The sequence below is a fragment of the Tatumella sp. UBA2305 genome (assembly GCF_002345795.1).
GTDB classification, from domain to species: domain Bacteria; phylum Pseudomonadota; class Gammaproteobacteria; order Enterobacterales; family Enterobacteriaceae; genus Tatumella; species Tatumella morbirosei.
This window is the reverse complement of sequence record NZ_DDVT01000016.1, coordinates 14,341-37,481: the sequence shown is the minus strand read 5'-3', so window position 1 is coordinate 37,481 and position 23,141 is coordinate 14,341. Positions and strand designations below refer to the sequence as shown.

The following is a 23,141-nucleotide window of genomic DNA, read 5'->3' as shown; positions in this document are numbered from 1 at the left end:
TAACCTGATTACGCCAGTTATACAGGGTAGCTTCGGATATTCCCTCCATCTGTGCAACAGCGGCCACAGTCATATTGTAGGGGGGTAACAGTTTTGCCAGTGTTGCAGCCTTACGCTCCGGTGAAATACGCTTCATTTGTCACTCCATGCCCTCAGATTGATTTTTCAGAGGGGGTGACAACTATGCTGACACTGAGGGGTTCAGGTTACCCTTGCCAACGAGTTGCTCTCTGGCTGCCTGAAGCACTGCCGGGTCTTTCTTCGCCTTCATCCCGGCAATCTTGCCCTGCGTCCTGGCTATATCCCCGACCTGGCTGCCTGTCTCCCTATCAGCTGATAGATCAACGTTTCAGCGATTTGGGTGCAAAATATGACAAGATAAAAATACCTCCTCCTCCCACAATTCCGCCTGCCAGACCAACTTTAACAGCAATATATATTTCCTTACTACTTAGCTTAAAATCACCGTTCAGAAAATAAAAAAATGCTGCTATTCCAACCCGACCAATGACTGTTACGCACACGATAGTTGTAGTTACTAAAAATAGGATATAAAAAAAACTGCGAAGCTTAATATTTTGCTTCATCATTTTTTATCACCTCTGTTTTTTAAAATCTTCTATACCATGAGATATCGCTTTCCCTCCGGTTTCAGATATTGCGGAAGCACCTATATTACCTGTAATCGCAGGCGATTGGCTTAAAGGAAGAGGTTTACTTATTCCCATCCCAACCTCAATCCACTCCCAGTTTTTCCAGTTAGGGTTAATCACTTTTTCAAGTGGCCCTTGAATAATTTTGCCACCAGCATAACCGAGGGATGCACCCGCACCACTACCTATAGCACCAATCAGCGGCTCATCACCTTTAATATAGTTTGAAGTTGCACCGCCTGCCGCATTCCAGATAACAGTTCCCACCAGTTTACTATTACCTGTAGCTGCACCAACCCAGCTGGCTATCAGCGCATCGGTATAATTAACTTTGCCATCAACCGCATACTGAATAAGCGCATTGGCTCCGCCACCAATACCCGCGGCTATTTGTGCCCCGCCTGGTAAAATACCCAACCCAACAGTTCCAGCCAGTTCCGCAGACACAACCGCATTTCTTTTCGCCACATCTCCGGCAAGCGCTGCTTTACACGCTATATCACAGTCAGTAGTGTTGCCGAACCATAAGCCCAGGCGATGTCATTGCGCACAAACCAGCCGCGATCGGCGTTCAGTGTGCACTCACCGTCAAAACCACGGACTGTCCAGCGATTACCAATGGCAAACTGATCCTGTAGTGTCAGCGGCGTATTGCTGAACTGCCGTTGATATCGCAGGTTGTAATGGAACTTTTGGTTCACCAGCGCGAAAGGAATATCCAGCTGTGCCGATATCTGTACGATTTTGCTCAACGCCGTAGCATCGCCGAAATATTCCTCCGGGGCAGGCTGTGCGCCTAACCAGCGGGTGCCACGCTGATAGCTGATGCCCGCATCCAGCGTGGCCTGAGAAATATAGTGGCGGTGTTGTAAACCAATGCGCCATGCCGCAGTGTAACGGCGTTGAACTTCCACTTCCGTATCATCAATGTAATTTTTTGAATCACGGGCCAGTGCATCGTAAGTCAGGGTGGTTTTCTGACTACCACTACGGTGCAGGATGCGGCTGAGCTGGAAACCGATATTGCTGCTTTTACCACGGTAACGACAATCACCGTTGATACCTGCAACCTACTGATAATATTGGTAATTGTTGGCAGTCATGCCAAACATCCAGTAACCCACTGGCACGGAATAATGACCGGTAATATTATCCGAGCCTTTTCCACCCTGCCTGTCCAGACTGCGGCTACCTGACAGATAGAACAGGTCGCTGAGCGAGAAGGGATTATCCAGCGACAGAGTCAGCCCGCCCTGATATCGCACGGTGCTCCGGGTACCCGAATCATCCAGGGAAGCCCCTACCCGCCACATACGTTGCTGTTGCCACAGCAACGCAATATCACTCTCTCCGGGCTGGCTGGCAGGTAAAATTTCCATGCTGGCCCGTACCGTGGGCAACCGCTGCAGATTCTCCAGCCCTTGTTCAATATCCCGAAGATCTAACAGCTGGCCTGCATGGACAGGAAACGAGCTATACAGCGTGATCTGTCCGGCGTCAGTTTTATCTGCCGGACACCTCCGGCAATGACCACCAGTTTAAGTTTGCCACTGTTGAGATCCTGCTGTGGTGCTAATACCCGGCTGGTAATGTAGCCGTGGCCCACCAACCGGTTTTGCAGAAAGCTCATCAGCAGATTGATGCCTTTACCACCCAGGCAATGGACGGTCGCCTGATTGCTGATACGTTGTAACGGCAACCAGTGCGGCAAGGTCTCTGTACCCGAAAGGATAACCTGCGATATAGCAAAGCACGGTGTTTCCTGCGGGAAAATAATGCGGCCAAAATTGCCGGCAGGCGGGGAAAGGCGCACTTCTGGCGCATTTGGGGTGAGGCGTAGCTCTAAAGCCCGCTGTTGCTCCTGCTGATGGATTAGTTCTCTGTCACCCACATTCGGCGTGCGCCCGGCTCCGGCGACAGGAGGCTTTACCCAAAGCGTGGGGGGCACCGGGGCTGCAGTAACTGACAAAGAGCATAATGTCAGCAGAGTGATGCAGCTGCAGCACAGCACCTGATAAGCAGGTTTAATCACTTCTCATATCCTTATGAGCTGAACACAAAACATCCTTTTTGTGCCGTAACTATTTTCGCAAAATTACACTTACTATAAAAAATATCAATGAAATGATCGGCAAACCTATCGGTAAATTTTTGTTTTGTGATTGATGACGCTTAACCTTCAGGTGACGTCTGTCCCTGACGGTGTGGCAGAAATGTTGAAAGGATCCAGGATGATTGTCAGAAATTTTGGCCAAAACAGGAGCTGTTCAGAAATTAGATACAGGAAAAGAGGCAGGGAGTGTGATTTGCTTAAATTATCTGTGCGGTGGCATGGCATTGGTAGCTGCCTGTTCCATCGCTTCAGGAATGCCATGGCCGCATATTGCCTTAAAACCCCACTTTGCTATAACCCCGACAATTAATCCGCCGACTTACCGGTACCAAAATAATCCACACGCCGGGGGGATTCATCGCCGGACTGCTCAACTCAGTAGAAAATTAGCTATAAAAAGTAAAACTGGATATCAGACCAATCAGTGCTGGTAAACTATCAACAATCTATACTGCAGCAAGACCCTAATGAATACGCAGTGCGGATATCAGTAATACTCTGCGATCAGCAATCGTCTTGCTGGCCGTGCGGGCTCCACAGACGGAGCCAGTGGCTTTAGCCATTCGCAAAGTGTGTTTTCCGTTCATCGTTTCTGGCGCATCTTTAGCGGAGAAGACGGGGGAGTAACAAAAGTATCCGGCGAGAACTCCGGCCTCCTGGTTTGATCTGACATTCTGAATTCAGCTCGTTTTGCTGCCTGCGTAAGGATATCTATCAGCTCATTTTCATCGATATCCGCCAGATGGCCACGTTCGGAGAGTTCAGCATGTAAATCGGCCGCGTTAATGCCCGTTTGACCAGATAATACGGGCTGCTGTGCTGGCCTGTTCTGTGATAAGCGCGGACTGGGATAACGACGCCTGAACAGGTTATTCAGTATCAGAGCCGAAGCGACGAGCAACAACGATTCAAGCATTACTGGCATAAGAACAAAATGGTACCCAAGTCGGGTGATCGGCGGGCCGCCAAGCACTGCAGTCGCCGCGACAGCTCCACTGGGTGGATGGAGGCAGCGCAAGAAAAACATTGCCACAATGGCTAATGCTACCGCACAACCGACGGCAAGTGCTGTATCCTGTATCCATAACGCGCAGGTCACCCCGCAGAACGAAGCCAACAAATTGCCGCCAATAACAGCATGGGGCTGAGCCAGCGGGCTGGACGGAGCCGCAAATAGCAATACTGCTGATGCCCCCATAGGAGCAATCAGCCACGGAATGTCCTGAGCCAGCAGGTAATGGGATATCCATGCGGTCAACATTAGTCCCAGAGCGGCTCCGCAGGCTGACGGAATATACCCGGGGTCTCTACTGAGCAACGATGAAGGTCTCAGGCTACACAAGCTTTGATAAATTTTTAGGAACGACGATTTCATTATCATCACAGGAAGGTTAAACATGATTTATATCATAGTATGATATAAATCATGTTTGCTTCAACTTTAATCATGTTTTTATAAAGTGAGTATCCGACATGAAAAAAAGCCAGTATGAGGCGCTGTCTGAATTTCGCTATCAGCTCAGACGTTTTATGCACTTCAGTGAGACCATCGCCCGTACTGAGGGGTTAACGCCTTTGCAGTATTTGCTGTTGTTGCATATTGAAGGATTTCCCGGACGTCACTGGGCGACGGTAGGAGAGCTGGCTGAACGCCTGCAGATGCAACATCACGGTACAGTCGCACTGTTAACCCGCTGTGAAGCTCTGGGTCTGGTGGAAAGAAGAAAGAACCAACACGACCGCCGTCGCGTCGAGGTACACCTGCTGGAGAAAGGACGACGCAGGCTCGAAAAGCTGGCGGCACTACACGAAGCTGAGCTGACATCCCTGAAAGATATTTTTCAGGTCAGTCAGATTACCGCCTTTAATAACGAAACCTTGCCATCCGGTGACGGGAAAATAAATTCATAACCCTCAGCATTAACCGTATCAGTCACATTTGTTCAGGCTGTCTTATCGTGTGGTTTGACAGCATACTGTTTCCTGTCAGCCCCTGATACAGAGATGATCGCTGAATGGTAAATCAACTCATGCCAGGTTGATGTTATAACAGATGATTATACGTTATTTACTGATCACCGACTGGCGGACGTGAATCCCGGCTCCGGCATCACCTTCGTAACGATAAGTGCTGTTTTGCATGGGTTTTCCAAAATGGTCGTAAACCATCAGTAAGCATTCACTCACTCTGTGGTTTAAGCCTTCCTCACCTTACTGTGCTGCCCTGTAGTCTGTACATGCGCTGCTTAGTCAAAAGTCTCACTCTGTGCTTAACATCCTATGAGGCACTATTCTGAGCATTTCAGGGAAAGTGACGGGTTCGGAAACAATTATGCTGCAAGGGCTGGCCTGAAAATTCCCCATCATTGTCGCCAAAACTACAGGATAGAAAATGAAACCTCTTCGTCTTGCTTATGCATCGTTGTCTCCTGAGGCTTATCAGGGATTGGTCTCGGTCAAAAAAGCCCTGGAGAAAAGCTCATTAGGGAACAACCTGACTGAACTTGTCTATCTCCGCGTCTCACAGATCAATGGCTGCTCTTTTTGCCTGGAAATGCACTCAAAATCGCTACGTGAGGGCGGAGAAAAACAGTCCAGACTGGATGCAGTGGCCGGCTGGCATGTCAGTACTCACTTCACTCCCCGGGAGCGGGCAGCACTGCAATGGGCAGAATCTCTGACCAGTGTGGCCGACACTCATGCTCCTGACAGTGATTTTGACAGCCTGAAAGCGCATTTCACCGATAACGAAATCTCCGATCTCACTTTTGCAGTCGCACTGATGAACGCATTTAACCGACTGGCGATCGGCATGAGGCAGTAGCAGGCTGAAGACAGAAACAGAATAAAGGGTCGGCAGGCCCTTTTTGTCATCGGTATAACAGTATCAGCCAGGCTGCGAGGAATTCTCTGATATACCCTTTTCCGTTATTGATGCATGTATCATTTGGCGGCGGACAATATCTTTGCATAAGTAACAAGCTCAGAGTATTTCATTGTTTTTAAATTAAATAATCATAATTATTTTCATCTTCCCCTCATACTCCCCAAAACTCTTTTTTTCGGTATAATTGGCGCATTCATTTCCCGGCTGCCCGTTTCTACAGCATCGATAATTTGTTATTGATTAGAATAGCGGCCTAACTAAGGTAGACAGCCGCATGAAAATTCCTCACAGACTCCAGCCTCTTATTGATGATGGTTTAATCGATGAAGTGCTACGTCGGTTGAAAAGCGGCAAAGAAGCCGACGTTTTCACTGTCGTCTGTGGCGATGAAATTCGTTGTGCCAAAGTTTATAAAGACGTGACACAACGTAGTTTTAAACAGGCTGTTCAGTATCAGGAAGGACGTAAAGTTCGTAATTCCCGTCAAAACAGAGCGATGCAAAAAGGGTCGAAATTCGGCAGAAAGCAACAGGAAGAATCCTGGCAGACCTCAGAGGTGGATGCACTGTTCAGGCTGGATAATGCCGGAGTTCGCGTCCCCTGCCCGTATATCTGTATCGATGGCGTGTTATTGATGGAGTTGGTGACCGATGCAGAAGGGGCTGTAGCTCCGCGTCTGAGTGACATCGTGCTGAATGAACAGCAGGCACAGAACGATTTCATGGTAATGATTCGTCAGATTGTCCGTATGTTGTGTGCCGGCGTTGTGCATGGTGATTTATCAGAATTTAATGTGTTACAGGCAGCGGAAGGTCCGGTGATTATTGATTTACCACAAGCTGTCGATGCCGCAGCCAACCATCATGCTGCATCCATGTTTGAACGTGATGTCGCCAATATTACCGCCTACTACAGTCAGTTTGCCCCGGCTCTGGCCGACACTCAGTATGCAAAAGAAATCTGGTCGCTTTATGCTCAGGGTAAGCTGACCCCGGAGACCCCACTTAGCGGAAAATATACTGAACAGCAACATCAGGTGGATATGGATTCACTGCTTGATGAAATCATTACTGCAGAAAATGACTATTATCAAAGATTAAGATCAATCCGGCAGGGTCATGAAGATGAGTAACCCTGTTTGTGAACTTCAGGATCATCAGCAAAGACAATATGTGATAATGGCATATTATCGTCCCTTCGACATGTCGTTGACTCTGCCTGAAATCATCTGCTTTAACTTTTAGTAATAATGCTATTCTGCCGTCCGAACAGTCCGTTTCTTATAAAGTAAAATATTCTTCCTGTCCTCCTTGTTTATTTTACTCTGTTTCGTATCTTTCAGAATCTCACCTTCAGCCTATGTTATAAGAATCATCTCAATATTAGCCAGCATTGCTTATTATTATCTATCCTTTAAGGGTGACTTTTAAACTCCCCCCTTAAATAAGGAGAAATGTTATGACCAATCGCGCAATAAAAGGATTACTGGTACTCACTACCATGGCGGTACTTGCCGGATGTCAGCATAAAAGTGATGCTATAGACCAGGGGCGTCCACAAGCTGCCGGCGGACAGTCTGTACCCGGAGGCCCGGTGGGTCAGGGACCAGTAGGCCAGCCTCAGTCTTAATATCAGGTAGTCACTCCCGGGACACTGATGTTTTAAATATCATCCCGCCAGGACTGATATAACATTCAGCAAAGTCTGTTAATCTTGTTCCGGTCATAAGTCAGCACTGAGTAATTATTATTTTTTGATCTTATTACCGGAATTGATTTGCTGTAAGGATAAGGGTGGCAGCAAAAGTTACTCCGGAGTCTGACCTATATTTCAGAGGACTGACTCCCGTTGAAAATAATAAATCCTGCCCGAATTAATTATTTCCGGGAATAGGTTATAATTTTAATCAGCTTCCGTATCCTGTGTATTCATCGAAATCATTTCAAAACGCACTTCAGGATCCATGGCGCTCACCGCTTTTTGTAGTTCAGCAAGGGCAAATTTGAGCGAAGCCACTTCCTTTCGCAAAGCTTCCACTTCACTTTCCCGTGATACATGATGGCTGGTTTTAGGGAAAGCCTCACATACATCCGCTTCCAGAAACATGCGGATCTGGCGGTTATCGACACTGACCAGCTGGTATTTCAGCCGGCCACTGTTGATCGCATTATAGATAGTTTTACGACTGACTTTTGCCATCTCCATGACATCACTGATTCGTAGCATCTTCCCCTTCTCCGACCCGCTAACTTCCTGCTGCATGGTATCTTACTGCGTGATGACCGCACGGGTGAAGATTTTTGCTATTTCCTCTGTGGTCTGATGACTGATTTCTTCAACACGCTCACGGTCAACAAGTAAGGCGAACAGAGACTGGATAATGGCCACTTTTTCACAGGTCTGGTCAATCGCCATCATAACCACGATCTCTGGTACCACCACCTGTTCCGGCTCATCTGTACGGTGGAACTCCACCCCGGCCTGGTTAATCGCTACTGCAAATCCGGTTTGTATAACATGTTCAAACTCGGTATGTGGAATCGCGACACTGTGGGTTTCCATAAAAATACCGGTAGGATAGATTTTTTCCCGTTCCAGCACCCCCTCAGTAAATCCCGGGTGCACCAGTCCGTCGTGTTGCAGGCTGGCCGCCAGAGTCGTCAGTAATTCGGTTCGGCTTACCGGGGTCATAAATTTAAAAACACGTTGTGCACTCAACATCATGACTGGTTCTCCTCCGTGGCTTCTGACAATTGACGGCTTTCTATCGCTAGTTTTCTGCGGTTCCACAGCAACAACAGCAATGTCAGCACCGTTAGCACAGTGACCCCAGTGAATTTAAAATTGAATCCCTGGATAACAGCCCACGGCAACATCGAACCGGCATAATCCAGGCTACTGATACTGGTCGTCCCCTGAGGCAGTGAAAAACCCGTGCTGACTGCGGTACTGGTCACAATCGGAGCAAGACTGGTACCAATCAGTAATGCCAGGCTTAACGTCACAATCCCGGTCAGTAGTGTCCGGAACATGTCACCGCGGCATACAGCCGTCACCAGTACAAATGCAAATGGCAGACCGGTTAATGACGCAAATGGCAGGAACTCATTGCCGGGAATTACCGCAGCCAGCACCAGCATTACCGGAATCATTAACATCGAAACCGACAACGTCACCGGGTGGCCGACGCTGACCGCAGAATCCAGGCCAATAGCAATATGACCAAAGGCACCGGCACGGGACTGAGCAATCTCCTGAATTCGCTCACTGATCGGATAAACGCCTTCCATGAGCATTTTTGCCATGCGCGGGATGATGGTCATCACTGCCGCCATGGTAATCGCCGTCTGCAGAATCGCCTTGACCTCAATACCCGCAATGATTCCCAGCAGCCCACCAATAATCGCCCCTAAAGAGGCCGGGTCACCAAGGATAGACAGCCTTTTCTGAATGACTTCCGTATCAATTTTTATATCCCGAACCCCGGGAATACGATCGACAATGGCATTTACCAGCCAGGCTGCCGGCACAAACGAGGCCGAAAAACCATGAGGTACGGATATTGAAGGCAGACTGAGATACTTCTCCACATCTTTCGTCGTCCGGTCTGCAATCACCATCGTCACCATGCAGTTGATAATGGCCCCAAAAATCCCCAGCCACAAACTGTCGGTGATAATAGCCACCAGTGAGCCGGTGAATGCGTGGTGCCATAAATTCCAGATATCGACATTGAGTACACGGGTGGTTTTGGTGTAGAGCATTAAAACATTTATCGCGACACAGACCGGGATCACCAGAGCACCGACACGTGTTCCCATCGCCACCGCCGCGGCTGCTGGCCAGCCAACATCCAGTACCGAGAGATGCAGTCCAAAACGTTCCACCAGTGCATTACTCACCGGTGTTAACGATTCGATCATCAGGTTCACGGTGATGCTTAAACCGATAAACCCTATCCCAACCATCAGCCCCGCACGGATTGCCTTGGCCAGCGGCAGACGCAGAATCAGTCCGAGCATCATAAAGATCAGTGGCATCATCACGGACGCCCCCAGGCCGACAATGTAATCAACAATAAACATGGCTTAACTCCCGGCGAGAATTAATTCTTTTACACTACTGAATACTTTGTCGGTGCCCATACCGGTCAGCAATGGCAGCGCATTGACGACTGGAATCGACAGAGATATCGGTGAGGTAGACACAATAAAATCAATATCGTCACGGGTTTTCGCCTCTGATACCGTCCCCTGAGAGATGCGAACTTTATCGAGTAAATTCTCTTTTTTCAGATAGTCCTGCAGTTTGTTAAGTGCAACCGTACTGGTCGCTACACCGGCGCCACAACAAATCATCATATGCTTCATAATTCCTCCTCAGTTTAGTAAGAAGAATTAAACCATGTCGTAATATGTATAATTGTGATCTGTGTGTAAATTTACACACCAACTACACCAACAGATGCTATGGTTTTTTTATCATTATGAAATTCATAGTTTTTTATAATAGCTGAATGGTTGTTTTTTATTTTTTTTGTTAAGCAGCTCACTATAATTACCATTCCCCTCCTCAAAATATTAATTTTATTTAAACTTTGACCATAGCAGGTCACAAACCCGACTAATCCGGATGAAAGCATTGGTACGCCAGAGGGTATCCATTGCCGAAAATAAACCAAATCATAAGACCTTCTGCTTAATGATGAATTTTCAATGCAACTCATAGCAGAAATCTGCTGGTCAATGGGTGGAAAATTCATGAAATTACCAATCAGGAAACAGATTTCAATTGATAATTCCTGCCAAATGAGAATTGACAGCCATAACCAGTTCACGGAAAATAAAACCGTTAGTTTGCTGACTAATTTAATTCCTCTCTGCGGTCACTGACGCCATTGTATTTTACGGGGATATTTAATTATCACCCCTGCGATGTATTCCTGCGATCACAAATAATAAATAACGATAACGCGGATCTTACTATGACACTCATTAACATTATCTATTTATTGCAGCATCCGCTAGTCATGGCGGAAATTATCTTTTTAAACATTGCATGATCATGATTTCAGTCATCCGTTTTCCAGGCTGTTATTTCGAATTGCTCCGCAAAATAAAACCGGAATATCGTGCATTCATGCCTCTGTCCTGGCTTTTGTTATTTTTACCTCTGAGTAGCTTTGCTGCATTATTAACAGATAAACCCGATTCGGCCGCAAACCGAATTGTCAGCGGGATAATCAGCTTTACTCACTGGCCAGGAAAAAATAACCTGCCAAGACTTTGTATTTTCTCGTCAGCCAGACACCTATCGTATAGCAATGATTCCGCGGGGATACCATCGTCAAAAACCTTCGATATTACCTATATTAATGATAATTCCGGCCTGCTTTCGTCTCAATGTGACGCCATCTATTTTGGAAGTCAAACCCCACAACAGCAGTCAGATATCCTGGAAAAGGTCAGAGGCCGTCCAGTGTTATCGATTGCCGAAAATAATCCGGACTGTACCCTGGGCGCAGTTTTCTGCCTGCTGGTGAAACAGAATCCTCCTGCATTTTCTGTCAATCTCGATTCTCTTTCCAGAAGTGGGGTTAAAGTCAGCCCTGATGTCTTGTTACTTTCACGGAAAGGATACTGAGGTCATGGATTACTGTAGCAGTAAAAAAGATAAAACATCATTGATCTACCGCCTCAGGAAGGTGAGTGTCATCAATGCCACGCTAATTTTATTACTGTGCTGGATATTCCTTTTTTCAACCTCACTATTGTTTATCAAGCGCTACGAGCTGCGTAATCTCGAACTGATATCGACGATTCTCAGTAGTAGCCTGACCGCCAGTATAGTGTTTGAAGATACTTATGATGCGGCGAATAAAATAGCTCAGTCCGGTGCCAAGGGCATGTTTAGCTCTGCGGTTTTAAAAACGGAGAAAAATACACTCATTGCCCGCTGGGACAATGGTACTGACGACAACCATCAAAACTGGATTCGTCACTTACTCAGCACCTGGGTATTTTCTTCCCCACTTGAAATTAATATAACTCACTCGAATAAAATTATCGGTCACTTAACCATTACCGGTAGCATCAGTGCTGTCGCTGACTTCATTAAATACTCAATAATTATTCTGTTAGTCGGAGTTACCGTCGTTTTATCAGCGTCAGTGATTGTCAGTGAGCTATTACACAGAAGTATTGTTAACTCTCTGCGTAACATTACACAACTAATCCATAATATTATCGAATATCGTGACTTTTCACGACGAATCCCCCTCATTGAAATTAAAGAGTTTAATGTCTTATCCGGTGACATTAATAAGCTGTTGAGTGAAATACATTCGTTACAGTCTTCTCTGTTAAGCGAAAATCAATTACTGGCCGCAAAGGCGCTCAAAGACCCTCTGACCGGTATTTTTAACCGTTCGGCCTTCGTAATACACTTGCAAAAATTGCTCGATTCTGCAGCAGATAAACCATTTGTATTGTTATTTATCGACAGTGACCGCTTCAAAAGTATTAACGATAACTGGGGCCACAGTGCCGGTGATGAAGTGCTGAAAACTATCAGTCAGCGACTGAGCCAGTTTGAATCCGACAACGACATAGTGGCCAGAATCGGGGGGGATGAATTTTCTATGCTGATGACCCGACTGACAAATGACTCGCAGGTACAACACCTGATAGCGCAGATATCCGCGTCGATCTCCACACCAATGATTCTGGATAGCGGCATAATCATCACCACCTCAGTGACTATCGGTTATGCGTGGTCACACGCTTTAGATACTGCCAAGGATATTACCCAGCGGGCAGATGCCAATATGTACAAAATTAAAAAAGCTCATGGAGATCAGAGATGAAACTAGTAACTGGCCTGGTAGGAATTTTATTGCTCTGCACTGCAGGTTGTCAGAACCGTGGTGTATTTAATACAGCCCAGGTAAAAGCAATGCAGGAAGAGGGGTTTACTCAACAGAATGATGAATGGTCATTAGGTTTATCCGACCGTATTTTGTTCGGGATTAACGAATCGTCACTCACCGGACAAAGTAAAGCGACCATCAACCGTATGGCCAAAAAGCTTTCGTCGCTGGGCATTCTCCACCTGCGGATTGATGGCTATACCGATAATTACGGTGAAGTCTCTTACAACCAGCAACTGTCACTGAAACGTGCCAATGCTGTGGCGGATCAATGGTCTGCCGGTGGACCGGTACCCCGTGACAATATCCAGACCCGGGGACTGGGGATGAAATATCCGGTGGCCAGTAACCGTTCTGGTCAGGGGCGTGCTCAGAACCGCCGGGTTGCGATTATCATTGCAGCACCCTGAATGATTTGTTTCTCTGAACCAGATTCTACCGTTTAAGAACTGAGGCTAACCTGCCCAGGGATCGGATTTTCTGCCCCGGGCAGGTGCTGTTTAATCAGGCAGTCATTCCACCGTCCACAAACATTTCAGTACCCGTCACAAAACTGCTGTCCTCCGAAGCAAAAAACAGGGCTGCTGAGGCAATTTCTTCCGGCTGACCAATACGTTTCATCGGTATTTTATCGATGAAACTCTGACGTACTTCAGTGCTGACACCGTCAAAAATAGGTGTCTCGGTTGGGCCCGGACTTAAAATATTCACCCGTATTCCCTGCCCTGTCAACTCTTTGCTCCATGCACGCCCGTAGCTACTCACAGCAGCTTTAGTCGCAGCATATGTACCATAACCTGCCGGGTTAACTTTACCTGCAATCGATCCCAGCAAGATGATACTCCCGCCCTGCTTCATCAGCCTGACGCCTTCGCGGACGGTGAATACCAGCCCACGGACATTCGTTGCAAATAACTGATCAAAATGCTCTTCGGTCAGTGAATTCAGAGGAGCCCCTCCGCCAATACCAGAAGCTGCCACCAGAATATCTACCTGTTCCACTTTCTCTGCCACTAACGAAAATAAGCGGACAATATCTTCACTCCTGGTCACATCGCACTGAATTCCTTCGGCTGCCGGACCCAGCGATTTTACAGCCTCATCTAGTTTATCCTGACGACGGCCAGCGATAAAAACCCGGGCTCCCTGGCCAATAAAACGTTGGGCAATGGCTAAACCGATACCGCTGTTACCGCCGGTGATTACCGCCGTTTTTCCTGTCAGTTTTAACATAGTAATCTCCTCAGTTTTGACTTAGAAAAGATACACGGAGTATATTTAGTGTCAATTACGCACTTAATGTAAACCAGATATACATCAGGAAACCTCCATGACTCAGAATTTTGAATTAGCGCTGACAGAAATCAATACGGCCCGTGTGGTACTCGACCAGATTGCCAACAAGTGGTCAGTTCTGATCCTGGCGGTATTGTGTCCACAGCCAGCCCGTTTCAATCAGATAAAAAAGCGAATTGACCCTATTACGCATAAAGCACTGACAGAAGCACTGAGGAGACTGGAGAGAAATGGTCTGGTTAATCGCCGGGTGATCGCCTCTTCCCCGGTCGCTGTAGAATATTCAATTACTGAGCTGGGTCGCTCGCTAAAAGATCCGTTCGTGGCACTGGTGCAGTGGGCCAGTCATTACAGTGACAATATTGCCATGGCTCAACAGGAGTACGCAGAAAAAAACTCCAAAGAATACAGCGGCATCGTTTAAATCATTCAGACGTTGACGGGGGAGTTATTCCAGACACTGACGGATCTTTTGCCTGGTGGCAGCGTTTGCCGGATTAAAAATCATCATGCTCAGTTCCGGCTGTCCATCCACCTGCAATGAGGTGAACTCAAGCTCTATCTCCCCCAGCAACGGATGATGCATACGTTTTGTGCCCTCTCCCGGGTGAGCCACGTCCTTACTCCGCCAGAATGCGTCAAATTCGGGACTGACCCCTGATAATTCTGCCACCAGCTGTTGTACTTCTTCGGTCATGCCCGTCCTGGCAATATCGGCCCGAAATGCGCTGACCATAAAATGGGCCAGACTCTGCCAGTCAGCCTGAATCTCACGCATCTGCGGATCGGTGAAAATTCGCCGTAATACATTACGCTGCTCCGGGGGCAGCACACTGTAATCCGTCATCACTTTCCTCGCAGCACGATTCCAGGCCACGACGTCCCAGCTACGGGTTCTGATTATGGCCGCACTGTAGAGCAAGGCATCAAGTACCCCCTGAAGACGGGGTGTGACTTTGTCCGGTCGGGCAGCCAGTGCAGAGGGGGGATGGCCGAACGCCAGCAAAAACAGATGTTCGCGCTCTGCCTCACTCATCATCATACCACCGGCAATCCGTTCCAGTACTTCTCTGGACGGTGAACCTCCCCGTCCCTGTTCCAGCCAGGTGTACCAGGTAGGGCTGATATTTGCCAGTGAGGCAACCTCTTCACGGCGAAGCCCCGGGGTGCGCCGGCGACCGCCTGCAAAACCAAAATGGTCAGGATCGAGCCGTAACCGCCGGCTACGTAAAAATTCACCTAAGGCATTGTCCGCGTGATCAGTTGTCATGGTGTTCCTGTTAGTTTTTATACCCTGATAATTTCACTACTTTTATCCTGTTATGGGGCGGGTAAACTCTGTTTCAGAACATGTTACCCGGAGAACAGACTATGCGAGTATTCTTAACTGGTGCAACCGGTTTTATTGGCTCCCGGATCATTAATGAACTCACGGAGGCGGGACATCAGGTTATCGGGCTGGCCAGGACAACAGAAGCGGAACAATACCTCCAGCAGAGGGGCGTTCAGGCGTACAAGGGAAGTTTGGAACATCCTGAAACCCTGACAGCAGGAGCTTCACTGGCAGATGCCGTGATTCATTGTGCATTTGATCATAACTTCGAAAAATTTGCCGAAAATTGCCTGAAGGAACGTGAAGCAATCAAAGCGTTGGGGGCAGGTTTACAAGGCTCTGACCGGCCGCTGATCATTACGTCCGGTACCGGATCCGGTGACGCCGGTGACGGGCTTCCGGCCAGAGAATCGGTGTTTAATTCTGACCACCCTAACCCGCGTATCGTGTCGGAACTGGAGGGACAGAAATTACTGTCTCAGGGAGTGGACGTACGCATTGTACGTTTACCTCAGGTCCATGATACCACCCGGCAAGGCCTGCTATCACCTTACGCCGCCTGTTGCGTACGACAAGGTAAAGTTGCCTGCGCCAATGATGGCAGTAACCGCTGGCCGGCGGTCCATGTCAGTGATGCCGCTCGCCTGTATGCGCTGGTACTGGAGCACGGACAGAAAGGGCAACGCTATAACGCGGTCGCTGAAGAAGGGGTCACCAGTGATCTGATTACTCAGGCACTGAGCAAGGGACTGAATTTGCCACGGGTATTTATCAGTGGTGATGAACTGCAGGCATTTTTTGGCTGGATGAGTATGTTTGCGGATAAAGATATGCCGGCTTCAGGGGCATGGACTCAGCAGCAACTCGGCTGGCATCCGCGAGGTCCCGGGCTGATTGAAGATTTATCCAGTATGGACTATCGCCTGCTTACCGGGGAAGCCGTATCCTGACCATTTATACGGCAACGGATATCACCCTTGGCGACCCTGTCAGATACTGAAACCGGCTCCCGGGAGTGGATGCCGGTCACCAGATACTGTGTTCGGTTTAAAATCACTGTGTCGCCGGAACGGCTATTTTTGCCAGAACGGGTTAAGCAGCGCGGTAATCAACGGAAGCTCCATCACTCCGTCCCGGGCCAGAAAATGTCCGTGGTCAGGCAGGGCATAAAAAGGGGCTGAAAGCTGCTGACTTAACCGTAAAGAATATTCCGGCGGAACTATCTCATCATTAAGCGAACCGATCACCACCCGCTTTGGGATCCGGGCTATCAGTGAGTCAGCATCAAGAGGGACACGGGTGAAACTGTCTAACATTTCCAGCCCTGAGACAGTTTCGTTGAATCCTGATACCAGCAATAATCCACCTGCTACGGCCCCGGGATAACGTTGTGTCAGATAATTAAGCAAAGTGATACACCCCAGGCTGTGCCCCACCAGCCAGAAGTTTTCATCCGGCTCACCGATACTGTCTTCCAATGCATCTAACCAGGATTCGGGTTGCGGCGCCTGTGAATCCGGCAAACGGGGAACCGTGACATTCAGACCTGACTGTTCGGCCTGTTGCTTCAACCAGGGAAACCAGTGATGTTCCGGAGCCGCCATAAACCCATGGACAATTACCAGTCTTTTTTCTGACATATTTTTGTTCTCCGTTGCGCACTGATGGTCTCCGACTGACCAGAAGGATACCGGCAACAGTTTGTATCTGCGAAGATATTTTCACAACTATCAAATAATGCAAAGCATGTGACCTGAGCGAAACAGGCAATGGCGGAAAGGGTGCGGCTGACAGAAACCTAATACTCCCCGGTTCCCGGAGACTTTATCCCCGGAGGTATGATGCAAGCGATACCCTGAGGATCACTGGCTGATCCGTTGAACTCCAGTATCTGCGGGTACGTGAAAGTGATTTATCAGAGTCTGGCGTGTTCACGCTTTCTGGCGTGCATAAAACAGAATAAAGGGACCGGAAGGGTCACCAGTAACAATATCCAGACCAGGGTGTAGACGGCATCGACGCCATCGTTTTGCAGATTGGTATATAACTTAACCGGCATGCCTTGCGGGAAATAAGCAAAAATCATCACGATGCCAAACTCACCCACCGCCCGAACCCATGCCAGTGAGACTGCCGATGCCAGCCCTGAAGCCGACAATGGCAGAACCAGATAGCGAAATCGTTGAAACGGTCTGGCTCCCAGTGTTTGTCCGGCTTCCAGCAACGTCCGGGGAACCGCAGTAAACGCCGCCCGGGCGGTCACAATAAAATAGGGTAACCCCCCATAGATTTGCGCGAGAATAAATGCCGCAGGATTGTTGACCAGTGTCAGGCCAAGAGTTGATAACCACTGCCCTGGCAAACTGTAAGGTCCCAGGGCTGAGATGAGCAGTATCCCCATCGCCAGCGGTGGCGTCATTAAAGGTAACAGTACCAGTAATTCTGCCAGCCGTCGCAGACCACCTTCCCTGGTTGAGCTTGCCAGCCACCAAGCGACCGGTAAGCCAATTATCACAATCAGGATCAGTGATACCAGCCCATAGCCGACTGATACCAGTACCGAGCCTCCATCTCCGTAGGACAAACTAAAATTATCCCACGGAGTAATTCCCAGCAAGGTCGCGAAGGGCAATGCCAGCAGCAGAAGTGCCGGCATGGCCAGTAACATTATCAGAGTCAGTCGCGGGTGCATGCTACTCAGTACAATGCCTTACCTTTAGGTTCAGCATAGCCACTGTCGTGGAATAACTTCTGCCCCTGCGCTGAACGCATGAAATCAACAAATTTCTCCCCCTGATCGACCCCATTTGGCGCATTTTTCAGCACAGCAGCGTAATAAACCAGTGGCTGAGTATGCAGTACTTTATCCCGGCCTTTACTGTCTTTAATGGTGAAGCTAACCGTGTCGTACCACTGTTTTTCCATGTCCGGATTACTGAGATTAATTTCGTCAGGGAACTTCAGATAAGGAAGTTTTGCTGAAATCACCTCACTTTCGTAGCCTGCTGCCGCATCCACCTGACCGCTTTCCAGCCGGGTCAGTAATCCGCCTTCCAGGTTAACCTGGCGTGGGTTCTGTACTCCACCGAGGATCTTATTGGCGATGCCGGGCTGTTTATAATATTTTTCTGCCAGCAGCAATGTGAATACTATATTTTGCCCTTTAGGATCGAGGTAAGGATCGGTACGACCAAATTGTAGTCCTGGCGTCGCCAGCACTTTCAGCCAACTGCCATCATTACGACTATTGGCAGCCGCAAACTCAGCGGCATATTTACTTTTCGGGTTATAGGCAATCACCATACTGGTACTGGCCACGGGCACCGCATTATCGATTAAACCAGCATCTTTGAGGATCTGCATCGGTCCCGGGGTGATAGAAACAAATACATCTGCAGTAACTTTATGACTGGCCAGTAATCGAGCCATCCCGTAAGCACCCTGCCCCTGCCCCTGATAGGTTCCGTGCTGCTGGCTGGCAAATGCCGGCCCCAGAGACTGATCCATAACTTTGCCCATCGAACCGGCATAAGTCACACGAATATTATCTGATGCCAATGCAGGCATGCTGACAGACAGAGCAACTAATAGTGAACAAAGAACCCTGGACATACTCTACAGCCCCTTTCGATATATAATAAAATATATAGCGATTATCCTGACAACCCTGCAGGAACACAATGTATTTATGCCGGTTTTTTGCGCGGTTTGCAGGGCTGCTCACTCTTCTCCGGTTAATGGGTGCTGCTAATATGTTTGCTGGTTAAAACCGGTAAATCATCCTGAGGGTGTTCCAGCTCTTTAAGAATACCGCAGTCGCGGGTTGGCTGGCTGTCATGGCAAGAGTCGCGTAAATCCGCGAGTTGCTTTTCCAGTGCCTGCAGCTCGGTAATTCTGGTTTGTACATGACAAAGATGTTCATTAATCAGCTGATTGATGACATTACAATCTGCTTCAGGATGGCTGCGGGCCTGTAATAACTGTTTGATTTCATCCTGTGCCATATCCAGAGTCCGGCAACGGCGAATAAACATCAGAGTGTCCAGATGCTGCTGATCGTAATAGCGATAATTATTATTCTGATCACGCAGGGCCTTCTGCAGCAGCCCTTCTTTCTCGTAGTAGCGGATAGTACCGACACTGCATAACGATAAACGCGCCAGTTCACCAATTTTCATTTTTTCTCCTTTGCGTCTTGACCCTATAGCGACTACAGGGTTTTTACTGTCAGGGTTAAGTTACACCCGCCAGGAGAAATTATGAACAGTTACATAAAAAATAAAAAATCAATTAATAAAAATCACGCCCATGGTTCTCATAGATCCCATGGATCCCATCACCGTGGAACCAGGGATTCCCACAACCACGGCCACTCCCATGACCGTCAGGACTCCTTCGACCAGGGTCATTCTCATGATCGCCGGGATTCCCACAGCCACGGCCACTCCCATGATAGTCAGGACTCCCGTGACCAGGGTCATTCTCATGATCACCGGAACTCTCGCCGCCACGGCAATTCCCACGGCCACCGGGGTTCGCATAACCGCCGTGGCTCGCGGGGTTCCGGGGGGATATTCAGCCGGATTAAACAGGCTATCTTCAAACCACAAAACAACGGAGGCCAGCAGTGCTGTTCTCATACCGTCCCGGTACTGAACGAATTACCCAAGGGCGAAACCACCGCTACCGGTACTGTGACGGCTATCCGTATTATGGAGATGGACTGTCCGGTAGAAGAAAATCTGATCAACGGTAAGCTTAATCAGATGCCAGGAGTATTCAGTCTGCAGTTTGATCTGATGCAACGAATACTCACCGTGACCCACCAGCAGGATAAAACCGACGAAATATTACAGGCCATCCGTTCACTCGGGTTTAAGCCGGAGCTTCCCGGTGACAGGGCAACCTCATCATCTGACCCTGCCCCCCGGACCCGCTACTGGCCACTGGTCATGGCGGGGGGGCTGGCACTGGGTGCTGAAGCGCTTAGCTGGCTACAATTTCCCTATGCATTACAGGCGGTCTGTGCACTTGCAGCAGTACTGCTGGCCGGGCTGAAGACCTACAAAAAAGGCTGGATTGCGGTCAAAAACTTCAATCTGAATATCAATGCGCTGATGAGTGTTGCGGTCACCGGGGCGCTGTTATTACAGCAGTGGCCCGAAGCCGCCATGGTGATGGTGCTGTTTAATATTGCCGAACTCATTGAAGCCAAAGCCCTTGACCGCGCAAGAAATGCGATTGATACATTGCTAAAACTCGCTCCGGAATCAATGACCGTTCAACAACCGGATAACAGCTGGCAGTCCATGCATCCCAAAGATGTACCGCTTGCCGCCATCGTGCGGGTTAAGCCCGGAGAGAAAATTGGCCTGGACGGTATTATTGTCAGGGGCAATTCTGCGATTAACCAGTCAGCCATTACCGGAGAAAGTCTGCCGGTAGAGAAAAAACCGGAGGATCCGGTATTCGCCGGCACTCTCAATGAATCCGGCAGTTTCGATTATAAAGTCACCTCTCTGGCACAAAATACTACCCTGGCAAAGATCATCCGTTCGGTGGAGTCAGCCAGATCCGGTAAGGCGCCGACCCAGCGTTTTGTTGACCAGTTTGCACGGATTTATACACCGGCTATTTTTGTTCTGGCGCTGGTTGTCGCACTGTTCCCGCCACTGTTCTTAGGCCTGCCCTGGTCGTTATGGATTTATAATGCCCTCGTAATGCTGGTGATTGCCTGCCCCTGTGCACTGGTTATTTCTACCCCGGTCACTCTGGTCAGCAGCCTGACTGCGGCAGCACGGATGGGGATTCTGGTGAAAGGCGGTGTTTATCTGGAACAGGGTAAAAAACTGCAGTGGCTGGCTCTGGATAAAACCGGCACGCTGACACAAGGCAAGCCTGAGGTCACTGACTTTATCACTCCCGGGGAGGCAGACAGCGAGCAGCGATTAAATATTGCCGCCAGTCTGTCAGGGTATTCCGATCACCCGATGTCTGAGGCTATCACCCGCTATAATCCGGCGGGACAGTCGTTAAACATTAACCAGTTTACCTCAGTCACCGGCCAGGGGATTGCCGGGCAGATCGAAGGGGAAGATTACTGGCTGGGAAATCGACGGTTACTTGAATCACAGGGTATCACGATGACTGATAGTGATGGCCAGTTTAAGTCACTGGAGAGCCAGGGAAAAACACTGGTATTCCTCGGCAGCAAACGTGGATTACTGGCGATATTTGCCCTGGCAGATACCGTCAAACAGACCAGCAAACAGGCGATTGAAGAACTTCATCAGTTGGGAGTAAAAACCCTGTTACTGTCCGGTGATAACCCTTTTGCGGTAGAAGAAATAGCCCGCCAGGTAGGGATAGATCAGGCCAGAGCACAACAATTGCCGGACGATAAATTACTGGCCATTGAAGAGTTCAGCCGTCAGGGCGTGACCGGAATGGCCGGGGACGGTATTAACGATACCCCGGCACTGGCCAGGGCGGATATCGGTTTTGCCATGGGTATCGCCGGAACAGATACCGCCATCGAGACGGCAGATGTGGCCTTAATGGATGATGATTTACGGAAAATCCCGATGTTTGTCCGGTTATCCCGAAAAAACGGACAGATTCTGGTCCAGAATATCTCCATAGCGCTGATAATAAAGCTGGTATTTCTGATTCTGACCTTGGTCGGTTCAGGAACATTGTGGATGGCAGTATTTGCCGATGTCGGAGCCAGTCTGCTGGTTGTCGCTAACGGGTTAAGGATCCTGCGTTACTCAGCCAAAGCCTGAACCATCAGCCGGAAATATCAGTAAGATCACGACGTGAAGAACGCTGTGGATCTTAAAAAACGGTGTTCCTTACTGTGCTTGTCACTGAGTTGTAAGGAACACCGTTTTATTTTTCCGGATACGCGCGGAAGTTGTCACTCATCATCCTGCCAACGCATATAAAAGCGCAGACTACACTCCGGGGAGCGATTTTAAAGCTGTAATAAAAGATGTTATTGTGGATATGTGTTACCAGGGTTATTGCGCAAACTGGATATCGAAGTTTTAGGCCAGAATGATACAGACCTTGCCATCAGACTAATTTCATCAACACCCAGAATAAATAAGTATGAAAATGGCCACCACAGAATTTCTTATCTTAAGAGGGTTGTAGAGTGAAAAAGATTATTTTTTTTATAACGTTAGCCATATCCCCCTTCGCTTTGGCAACCCCCCCTTCCGGTACTGATAATACCACCACTGTTCAGTTAGCCATTCATTCCTGTTACGGAACGCAGGAGGCTGGTATCTGTCTTCAATCTGTTCTGGATAAAGAGAAAAAACAAAATAGTGAAGCATGGACTCAACTGGCTAATGGATTAAAGGACGCAGGGAATAAAAAAGAAATCCTGGAAAACCTCACAGCAGGAAAGAAAGCCTGGGAAATAAGTTTACGGCACGACTGTGAGGCAGCAGGATTGATGAACACCAAAGACAGCACTGCCTATAGTAATGATCTAACCGCATGTCTCGCCAGTCACTACGCATTCAAAACTGCGTTTTATCAGAGTCTGAATACCCAGGGAGATGATGCCGGTGAGAAAAAACTGCTGGAAGAGTACAGGAAAAATAAAAAGAAATAGCGTTATCAACAGGCTGTCAGTCTTACCATTTCTGACCAGGCCACAGCACTTCAGAAGGAGAAACGAAAAGGGCCACGTCATTGCTGACATGGCCCTGAATAGTGGCGGAACGGACGGGACTCGAACCCGCGACCCCCTGCGTGACAGGCAGGTATTCTAACCAACTGAACTACCGCTCCGCTTCATTCCCCGTCGGGAACGAGGCGAATATTAATGGCCTTCACTCAGCCCGTCAATGGTTTTTCTTCAGCAATCAATGTGTTTGCCGTTTTTTTAGTCTCTTTGGGCATAATCTGTCATATGC

General features: G+C 48.5%; 29 protein-coding genes, 1 tRNA gene and 1 pseudogene. 12 read left to right on the top strand and 19 right to left on the bottom strand.

Annotated features, from left to right (window positions below):
* The 4 genes and pseudogenes from B3Z23_RS10305 to B3Z23_RS10290 all read right to left on the bottom strand — a co-directional run.
* Nucleotides 1-136: transposase (locus B3Z23_RS10305; RefSeq protein ID WP_294907861.1), on the bottom strand; the 136-nt coding region annotated here is incomplete at its 3' end.
* 205 nt (nt 137-341) lie between these two features.
* Nucleotides 342-590 (bottom strand): hypothetical protein, encoded by a 249-nt coding sequence (locus B3Z23_RS10300; RefSeq protein ID WP_294907852.1) that lies wholly within the window; start codon nt 588-590, stop codon nt 342-344.
* Nucleotides 591-596: 6 nt separating this feature from the next.
* Nucleotides 597-1,121 (bottom strand): hypothetical protein, encoded by a 525-nt coding sequence (locus tag B3Z23_RS10295; RefSeq protein WP_294907849.1) that lies wholly within the window; start codon nt 1,119-1,121, stop codon nt 597-599.
* Between the two features lie 62 nt (nt 1,122-1,183).
* Nucleotides 1,184-2,601 (bottom strand): annotated as a pseudogene (locus B3Z23_RS10290) (ShlB/FhaC/HecB family hemolysin secretion/activation protein); the annotation flags it as partial.
* A 287-nt stretch (nt 2,602-2,888) separates the two neighbouring features.
* Between B3Z23_RS10290 and B3Z23_RS10285 the strand changes: the two are divergent.
* Nucleotides 2,889-3,200: a hypothetical protein gene (locus B3Z23_RS10285; protein WP_294907846.1), complete on the top strand. Its 312-nt coding sequence runs from the start codon at nt 2,889-2,891 to the stop codon at nt 3,198-3,200.
* 149 nt (nt 3,201-3,349) lie between these two features.
* Here the strand turns inward: B3Z23_RS10285 and B3Z23_RS10280 are convergent, their stop codons facing one another.
* Nucleotides 3,350-4,141, bottom strand: a complete 792-nt coding sequence (locus B3Z23_RS10280; protein ID WP_294907844.1) for an HPP family protein — start codon at nt 4,139-4,141, stop codon at nt 3,350-3,352.
* Nucleotides 4,142-4,239: 98 nt separating this feature from the next.
* Here B3Z23_RS10280 and B3Z23_RS10275 point away from each other — a divergent pair, with 98 nt between their 5' ends.
* Nucleotides 4,240-4,677 carry a MarR family winged helix-turn-helix transcriptional regulator gene (locus tag B3Z23_RS10275; RefSeq protein WP_294907841.1) on the top strand — a complete coding sequence of 146 codons (438 nt, stop codon included), beginning with the start codon at nt 4,240-4,242 and terminating at the stop codon, nt 4,675-4,677.
* Between the two features lie 153 nt (nt 4,678-4,830).
* Here B3Z23_RS10275 and B3Z23_RS10270 read toward each other — a convergent pair whose 3' ends face one another.
* The gene (locus B3Z23_RS10270; RefSeq protein ID WP_294907838.1) at nt 4,831-4,953 is read right to left on the bottom strand and encodes a hypothetical protein; all 123 of its coding nucleotides are present in this window, start codon (nt 4,951-4,953) and stop codon (nt 4,831-4,833) included.
* Nucleotides 4,954-5,158: 205 nt separating this feature from the next.
* Here B3Z23_RS10270 and B3Z23_RS10265 point away from each other — a divergent pair, with 205 nt between their 5' ends.
* The 3 genes from B3Z23_RS10265 to B3Z23_RS10255 all read left to right on the top strand — a co-directional run bounded on the left by B3Z23_RS10265 (nt 5,159) and on the right by B3Z23_RS10255 (nt 7,282).
* Entirely contained in the window at nt 5,159-5,590 is a 432-nt protein-coding gene (locus B3Z23_RS10265) for a carboxymuconolactone decarboxylase family protein (protein WP_294907835.1), read from the top strand.
* Between the two features lie 337 nt (nt 5,591-5,927).
* Nucleotides 5,928-6,785, top strand: a complete 858-nt coding sequence (locus tag B3Z23_RS10260) for a PA4780 family RIO1-like protein kinase (protein ID WP_294907832.1) — start codon at nt 5,928-5,930, stop codon at nt 6,783-6,785.
* Nucleotides 6,786-7,111: 326 nt separating this feature from the next.
* On the top strand, nt 7,112-7,282 hold the full coding sequence (locus B3Z23_RS10255; RefSeq protein ID WP_294907829.1) for a hypothetical protein: 171 nt from the start codon (nt 7,112-7,114) through the stop codon (nt 7,280-7,282).
* 273 nt (nt 7,283-7,555) lie between these two features.
* Here B3Z23_RS10255 and B3Z23_RS10250 read toward each other — a convergent pair whose 3' ends face one another.
* The 5 genes from B3Z23_RS10250 to B3Z23_RS10230 form a co-directional block, all read right to left on the bottom strand.
* Entirely contained in the window at nt 7,556-7,879 is a 324-nt protein-coding gene (locus tag B3Z23_RS10250; protein WP_294907826.1) for a helix-turn-helix domain-containing protein, read from the bottom strand.
* 42 nt (nt 7,880-7,921) lie between these two features.
* Nucleotides 7,922-8,377 carry a PTS sugar transporter subunit IIA gene (locus B3Z23_RS10245; RefSeq protein WP_294907823.1) on the bottom strand — a complete coding sequence of 152 codons (456 nt, stop codon included), beginning with the start codon at nt 8,375-8,377 and terminating at the stop codon, nt 7,922-7,924.
* Nucleotides 8,374-9,738: a PTS galactitol transporter subunit IIC gene (locus B3Z23_RS10240; RefSeq protein WP_294907820.1), complete on the bottom strand. Its 1,365-nt coding sequence runs from the start codon at nt 9,736-9,738 to the stop codon at nt 8,374-8,376. Before B3Z23_RS10240 ends, B3Z23_RS10245 begins: the two co-directional genes overlap by 4 nt.
* A gap of 3 nt (nt 9,739-9,741) precedes the next feature.
* Nucleotides 9,742-10,023 carry a PTS sugar transporter subunit IIB gene (locus tag B3Z23_RS10235; protein ID WP_038022353.1) on the bottom strand — a complete coding sequence of 94 codons (282 nt, stop codon included), beginning with the start codon at nt 10,021-10,023 and terminating at the stop codon, nt 9,742-9,744.
* Nucleotides 10,024-10,094: 71 nt separating this feature from the next.
* A complete protein-coding gene (locus B3Z23_RS10230) occupies nt 10,095-10,490 on the bottom strand; it encodes a hypothetical protein (protein WP_294907816.1) in 396 nt (131 codons plus the stop codon).
* Between the two features lie 302 nt (nt 10,491-10,792).
* On the opposite strand from B3Z23_RS10230, the gene B3Z23_RS10225 reads away from it, so the two are divergent.
* The 3 genes from B3Z23_RS10225 to B3Z23_RS10215 are packed head-to-tail and all read left to right on the top strand — an operon-like array spanning nt 10,793 to nt 12,991.
* Nucleotides 10,793-11,296: a YfiR family protein gene (locus tag B3Z23_RS10225; protein ID WP_294907813.1), complete on the top strand. Its 504-nt coding sequence runs from the start codon at nt 10,793-10,795 to the stop codon at nt 11,294-11,296.
* A gap of 4 nt (nt 11,297-11,300) precedes the next feature.
* Entirely contained in the window at nt 11,301-12,518 is a 1,218-nt protein-coding gene (locus B3Z23_RS10220) for a diguanylate cyclase domain-containing protein (protein WP_294907810.1), read from the top strand.
* Entirely contained in the window at nt 12,515-12,991 is a 477-nt protein-coding gene (locus B3Z23_RS10215) for an OmpA family protein (RefSeq protein ID WP_294907808.1), read from the top strand. The genes B3Z23_RS10220 and B3Z23_RS10215 overlap by 4 nt, the downstream gene beginning before the upstream one ends.
* A gap of 94 nt (nt 12,992-13,085) precedes the next feature.
* On the opposite strand, the gene B3Z23_RS10210 is transcribed toward B3Z23_RS10215, so the two are convergent.
* Complete coding sequence (locus tag B3Z23_RS10210; RefSeq protein ID WP_294907805.1) at nt 13,086-13,814, bottom strand: SDR family NAD(P)-dependent oxidoreductase; 729 nt, start codon at nt 13,812-13,814, stop codon at nt 13,086-13,088.
* Nucleotides 13,815-13,911: 97 nt separating this feature from the next.
* On the opposite strand from B3Z23_RS10210, the gene B3Z23_RS10205 reads away from it, so the two are divergent.
* Nucleotides 13,912-14,301 carry a winged helix-turn-helix transcriptional regulator gene (locus tag B3Z23_RS10205; protein WP_294907802.1) on the top strand — a complete coding sequence of 130 codons (390 nt, stop codon included), beginning with the start codon at nt 13,912-13,914 and terminating at the stop codon, nt 14,299-14,301.
* Nucleotides 14,302-14,325: 24 nt separating this feature from the next.
* On the opposite strand, the gene B3Z23_RS10200 is transcribed toward B3Z23_RS10205, so the two are convergent.
* Nucleotides 14,326-15,147 carry a helix-turn-helix transcriptional regulator gene (locus B3Z23_RS10200; RefSeq protein ID WP_294907799.1) on the bottom strand — a complete coding sequence of 274 codons (822 nt, stop codon included), beginning with the start codon at nt 15,145-15,147 and terminating at the stop codon, nt 14,326-14,328.
* A 101-nt stretch (nt 15,148-15,248) separates the two neighbouring features.
* On the opposite strand from B3Z23_RS10200, the gene B3Z23_RS10195 reads away from it, so the two are divergent.
* Nucleotides 15,249-16,160, top strand: a complete 912-nt coding sequence (locus B3Z23_RS10195; protein ID WP_294907795.1) for an SDR family oxidoreductase — start codon at nt 15,249-15,251, stop codon at nt 16,158-16,160.
* A gap of 123 nt (nt 16,161-16,283) precedes the next feature.
* Here the strand turns inward: B3Z23_RS10195 and B3Z23_RS10190 are convergent, their stop codons facing one another.
* The 5 genes from B3Z23_RS10190 to B3Z23_RS10170 form a co-directional block, all read right to left on the bottom strand.
* Complete coding sequence (locus tag B3Z23_RS10190) at nt 16,284-16,850, bottom strand: RBBP9/YdeN family alpha/beta hydrolase (RefSeq protein ID WP_294907792.1); 567 nt, start codon at nt 16,848-16,850, stop codon at nt 16,284-16,286.
* 275 nt (nt 16,851-17,125) lie between these two features.
* Nucleotides 17,126-17,902: a molybdate ABC transporter permease subunit gene (locus tag B3Z23_RS10185; protein WP_294907789.1), complete on the bottom strand. Its 777-nt coding sequence runs from the start codon at nt 17,900-17,902 to the stop codon at nt 17,126-17,128.
* Nucleotides 17,903-17,907: 5 nt separating this feature from the next.
* Nucleotides 17,908-18,822 (bottom strand): extracellular solute-binding protein, encoded by a 915-nt coding sequence (locus B3Z23_RS10180; protein WP_294907786.1) that lies wholly within the window; start codon nt 18,820-18,822, stop codon nt 17,908-17,910.
* A gap of 122 nt (nt 18,823-18,944) precedes the next feature.
* Nucleotides 18,945-19,388 carry a Cd(II)/Pb(II)-responsive transcriptional regulator gene (gene cadR, locus B3Z23_RS10175; protein ID WP_294907782.1) on the bottom strand — a complete coding sequence of 148 codons (444 nt, stop codon included), beginning with the start codon at nt 19,386-19,388 and terminating at the stop codon, nt 18,945-18,947.
* A gap of 108 nt (nt 19,389-19,496) precedes the next feature.
* Nucleotides 19,497-19,850, bottom strand: a complete 354-nt coding sequence (locus B3Z23_RS10170; RefSeq protein ID WP_294907779.1) for a hypothetical protein — start codon at nt 19,848-19,850, stop codon at nt 19,497-19,499.
* A 54-nt stretch (nt 19,851-19,904) separates the two neighbouring features.
* Here B3Z23_RS10170 and B3Z23_RS10165 point away from each other — a divergent pair, with 54 nt between their 5' ends.
* A complete protein-coding gene (locus B3Z23_RS10165; protein ID WP_349677219.1) occupies nt 19,905-21,995 on the top strand; it encodes a heavy metal translocating P-type ATPase in 2,091 nt (696 codons plus the stop codon).
* 374 nt (nt 21,996-22,369) lie between these two features.
* Complete coding sequence (locus B3Z23_RS10160) at nt 22,370-22,837, top strand: hypothetical protein (RefSeq protein WP_294907777.1); 468 nt, start codon at nt 22,370-22,372, stop codon at nt 22,835-22,837.
* A 102-nt stretch (nt 22,838-22,939) separates the two neighbouring features.
* Here B3Z23_RS10160 and B3Z23_RS10155 read toward each other — a convergent pair.
* Nucleotides 22,940-23,016: transfer RNA gene (locus B3Z23_RS10155), tRNA-Asp, on the bottom strand.
* Nucleotides 23,017-23,141: the final 125 nt, after the last annotated feature.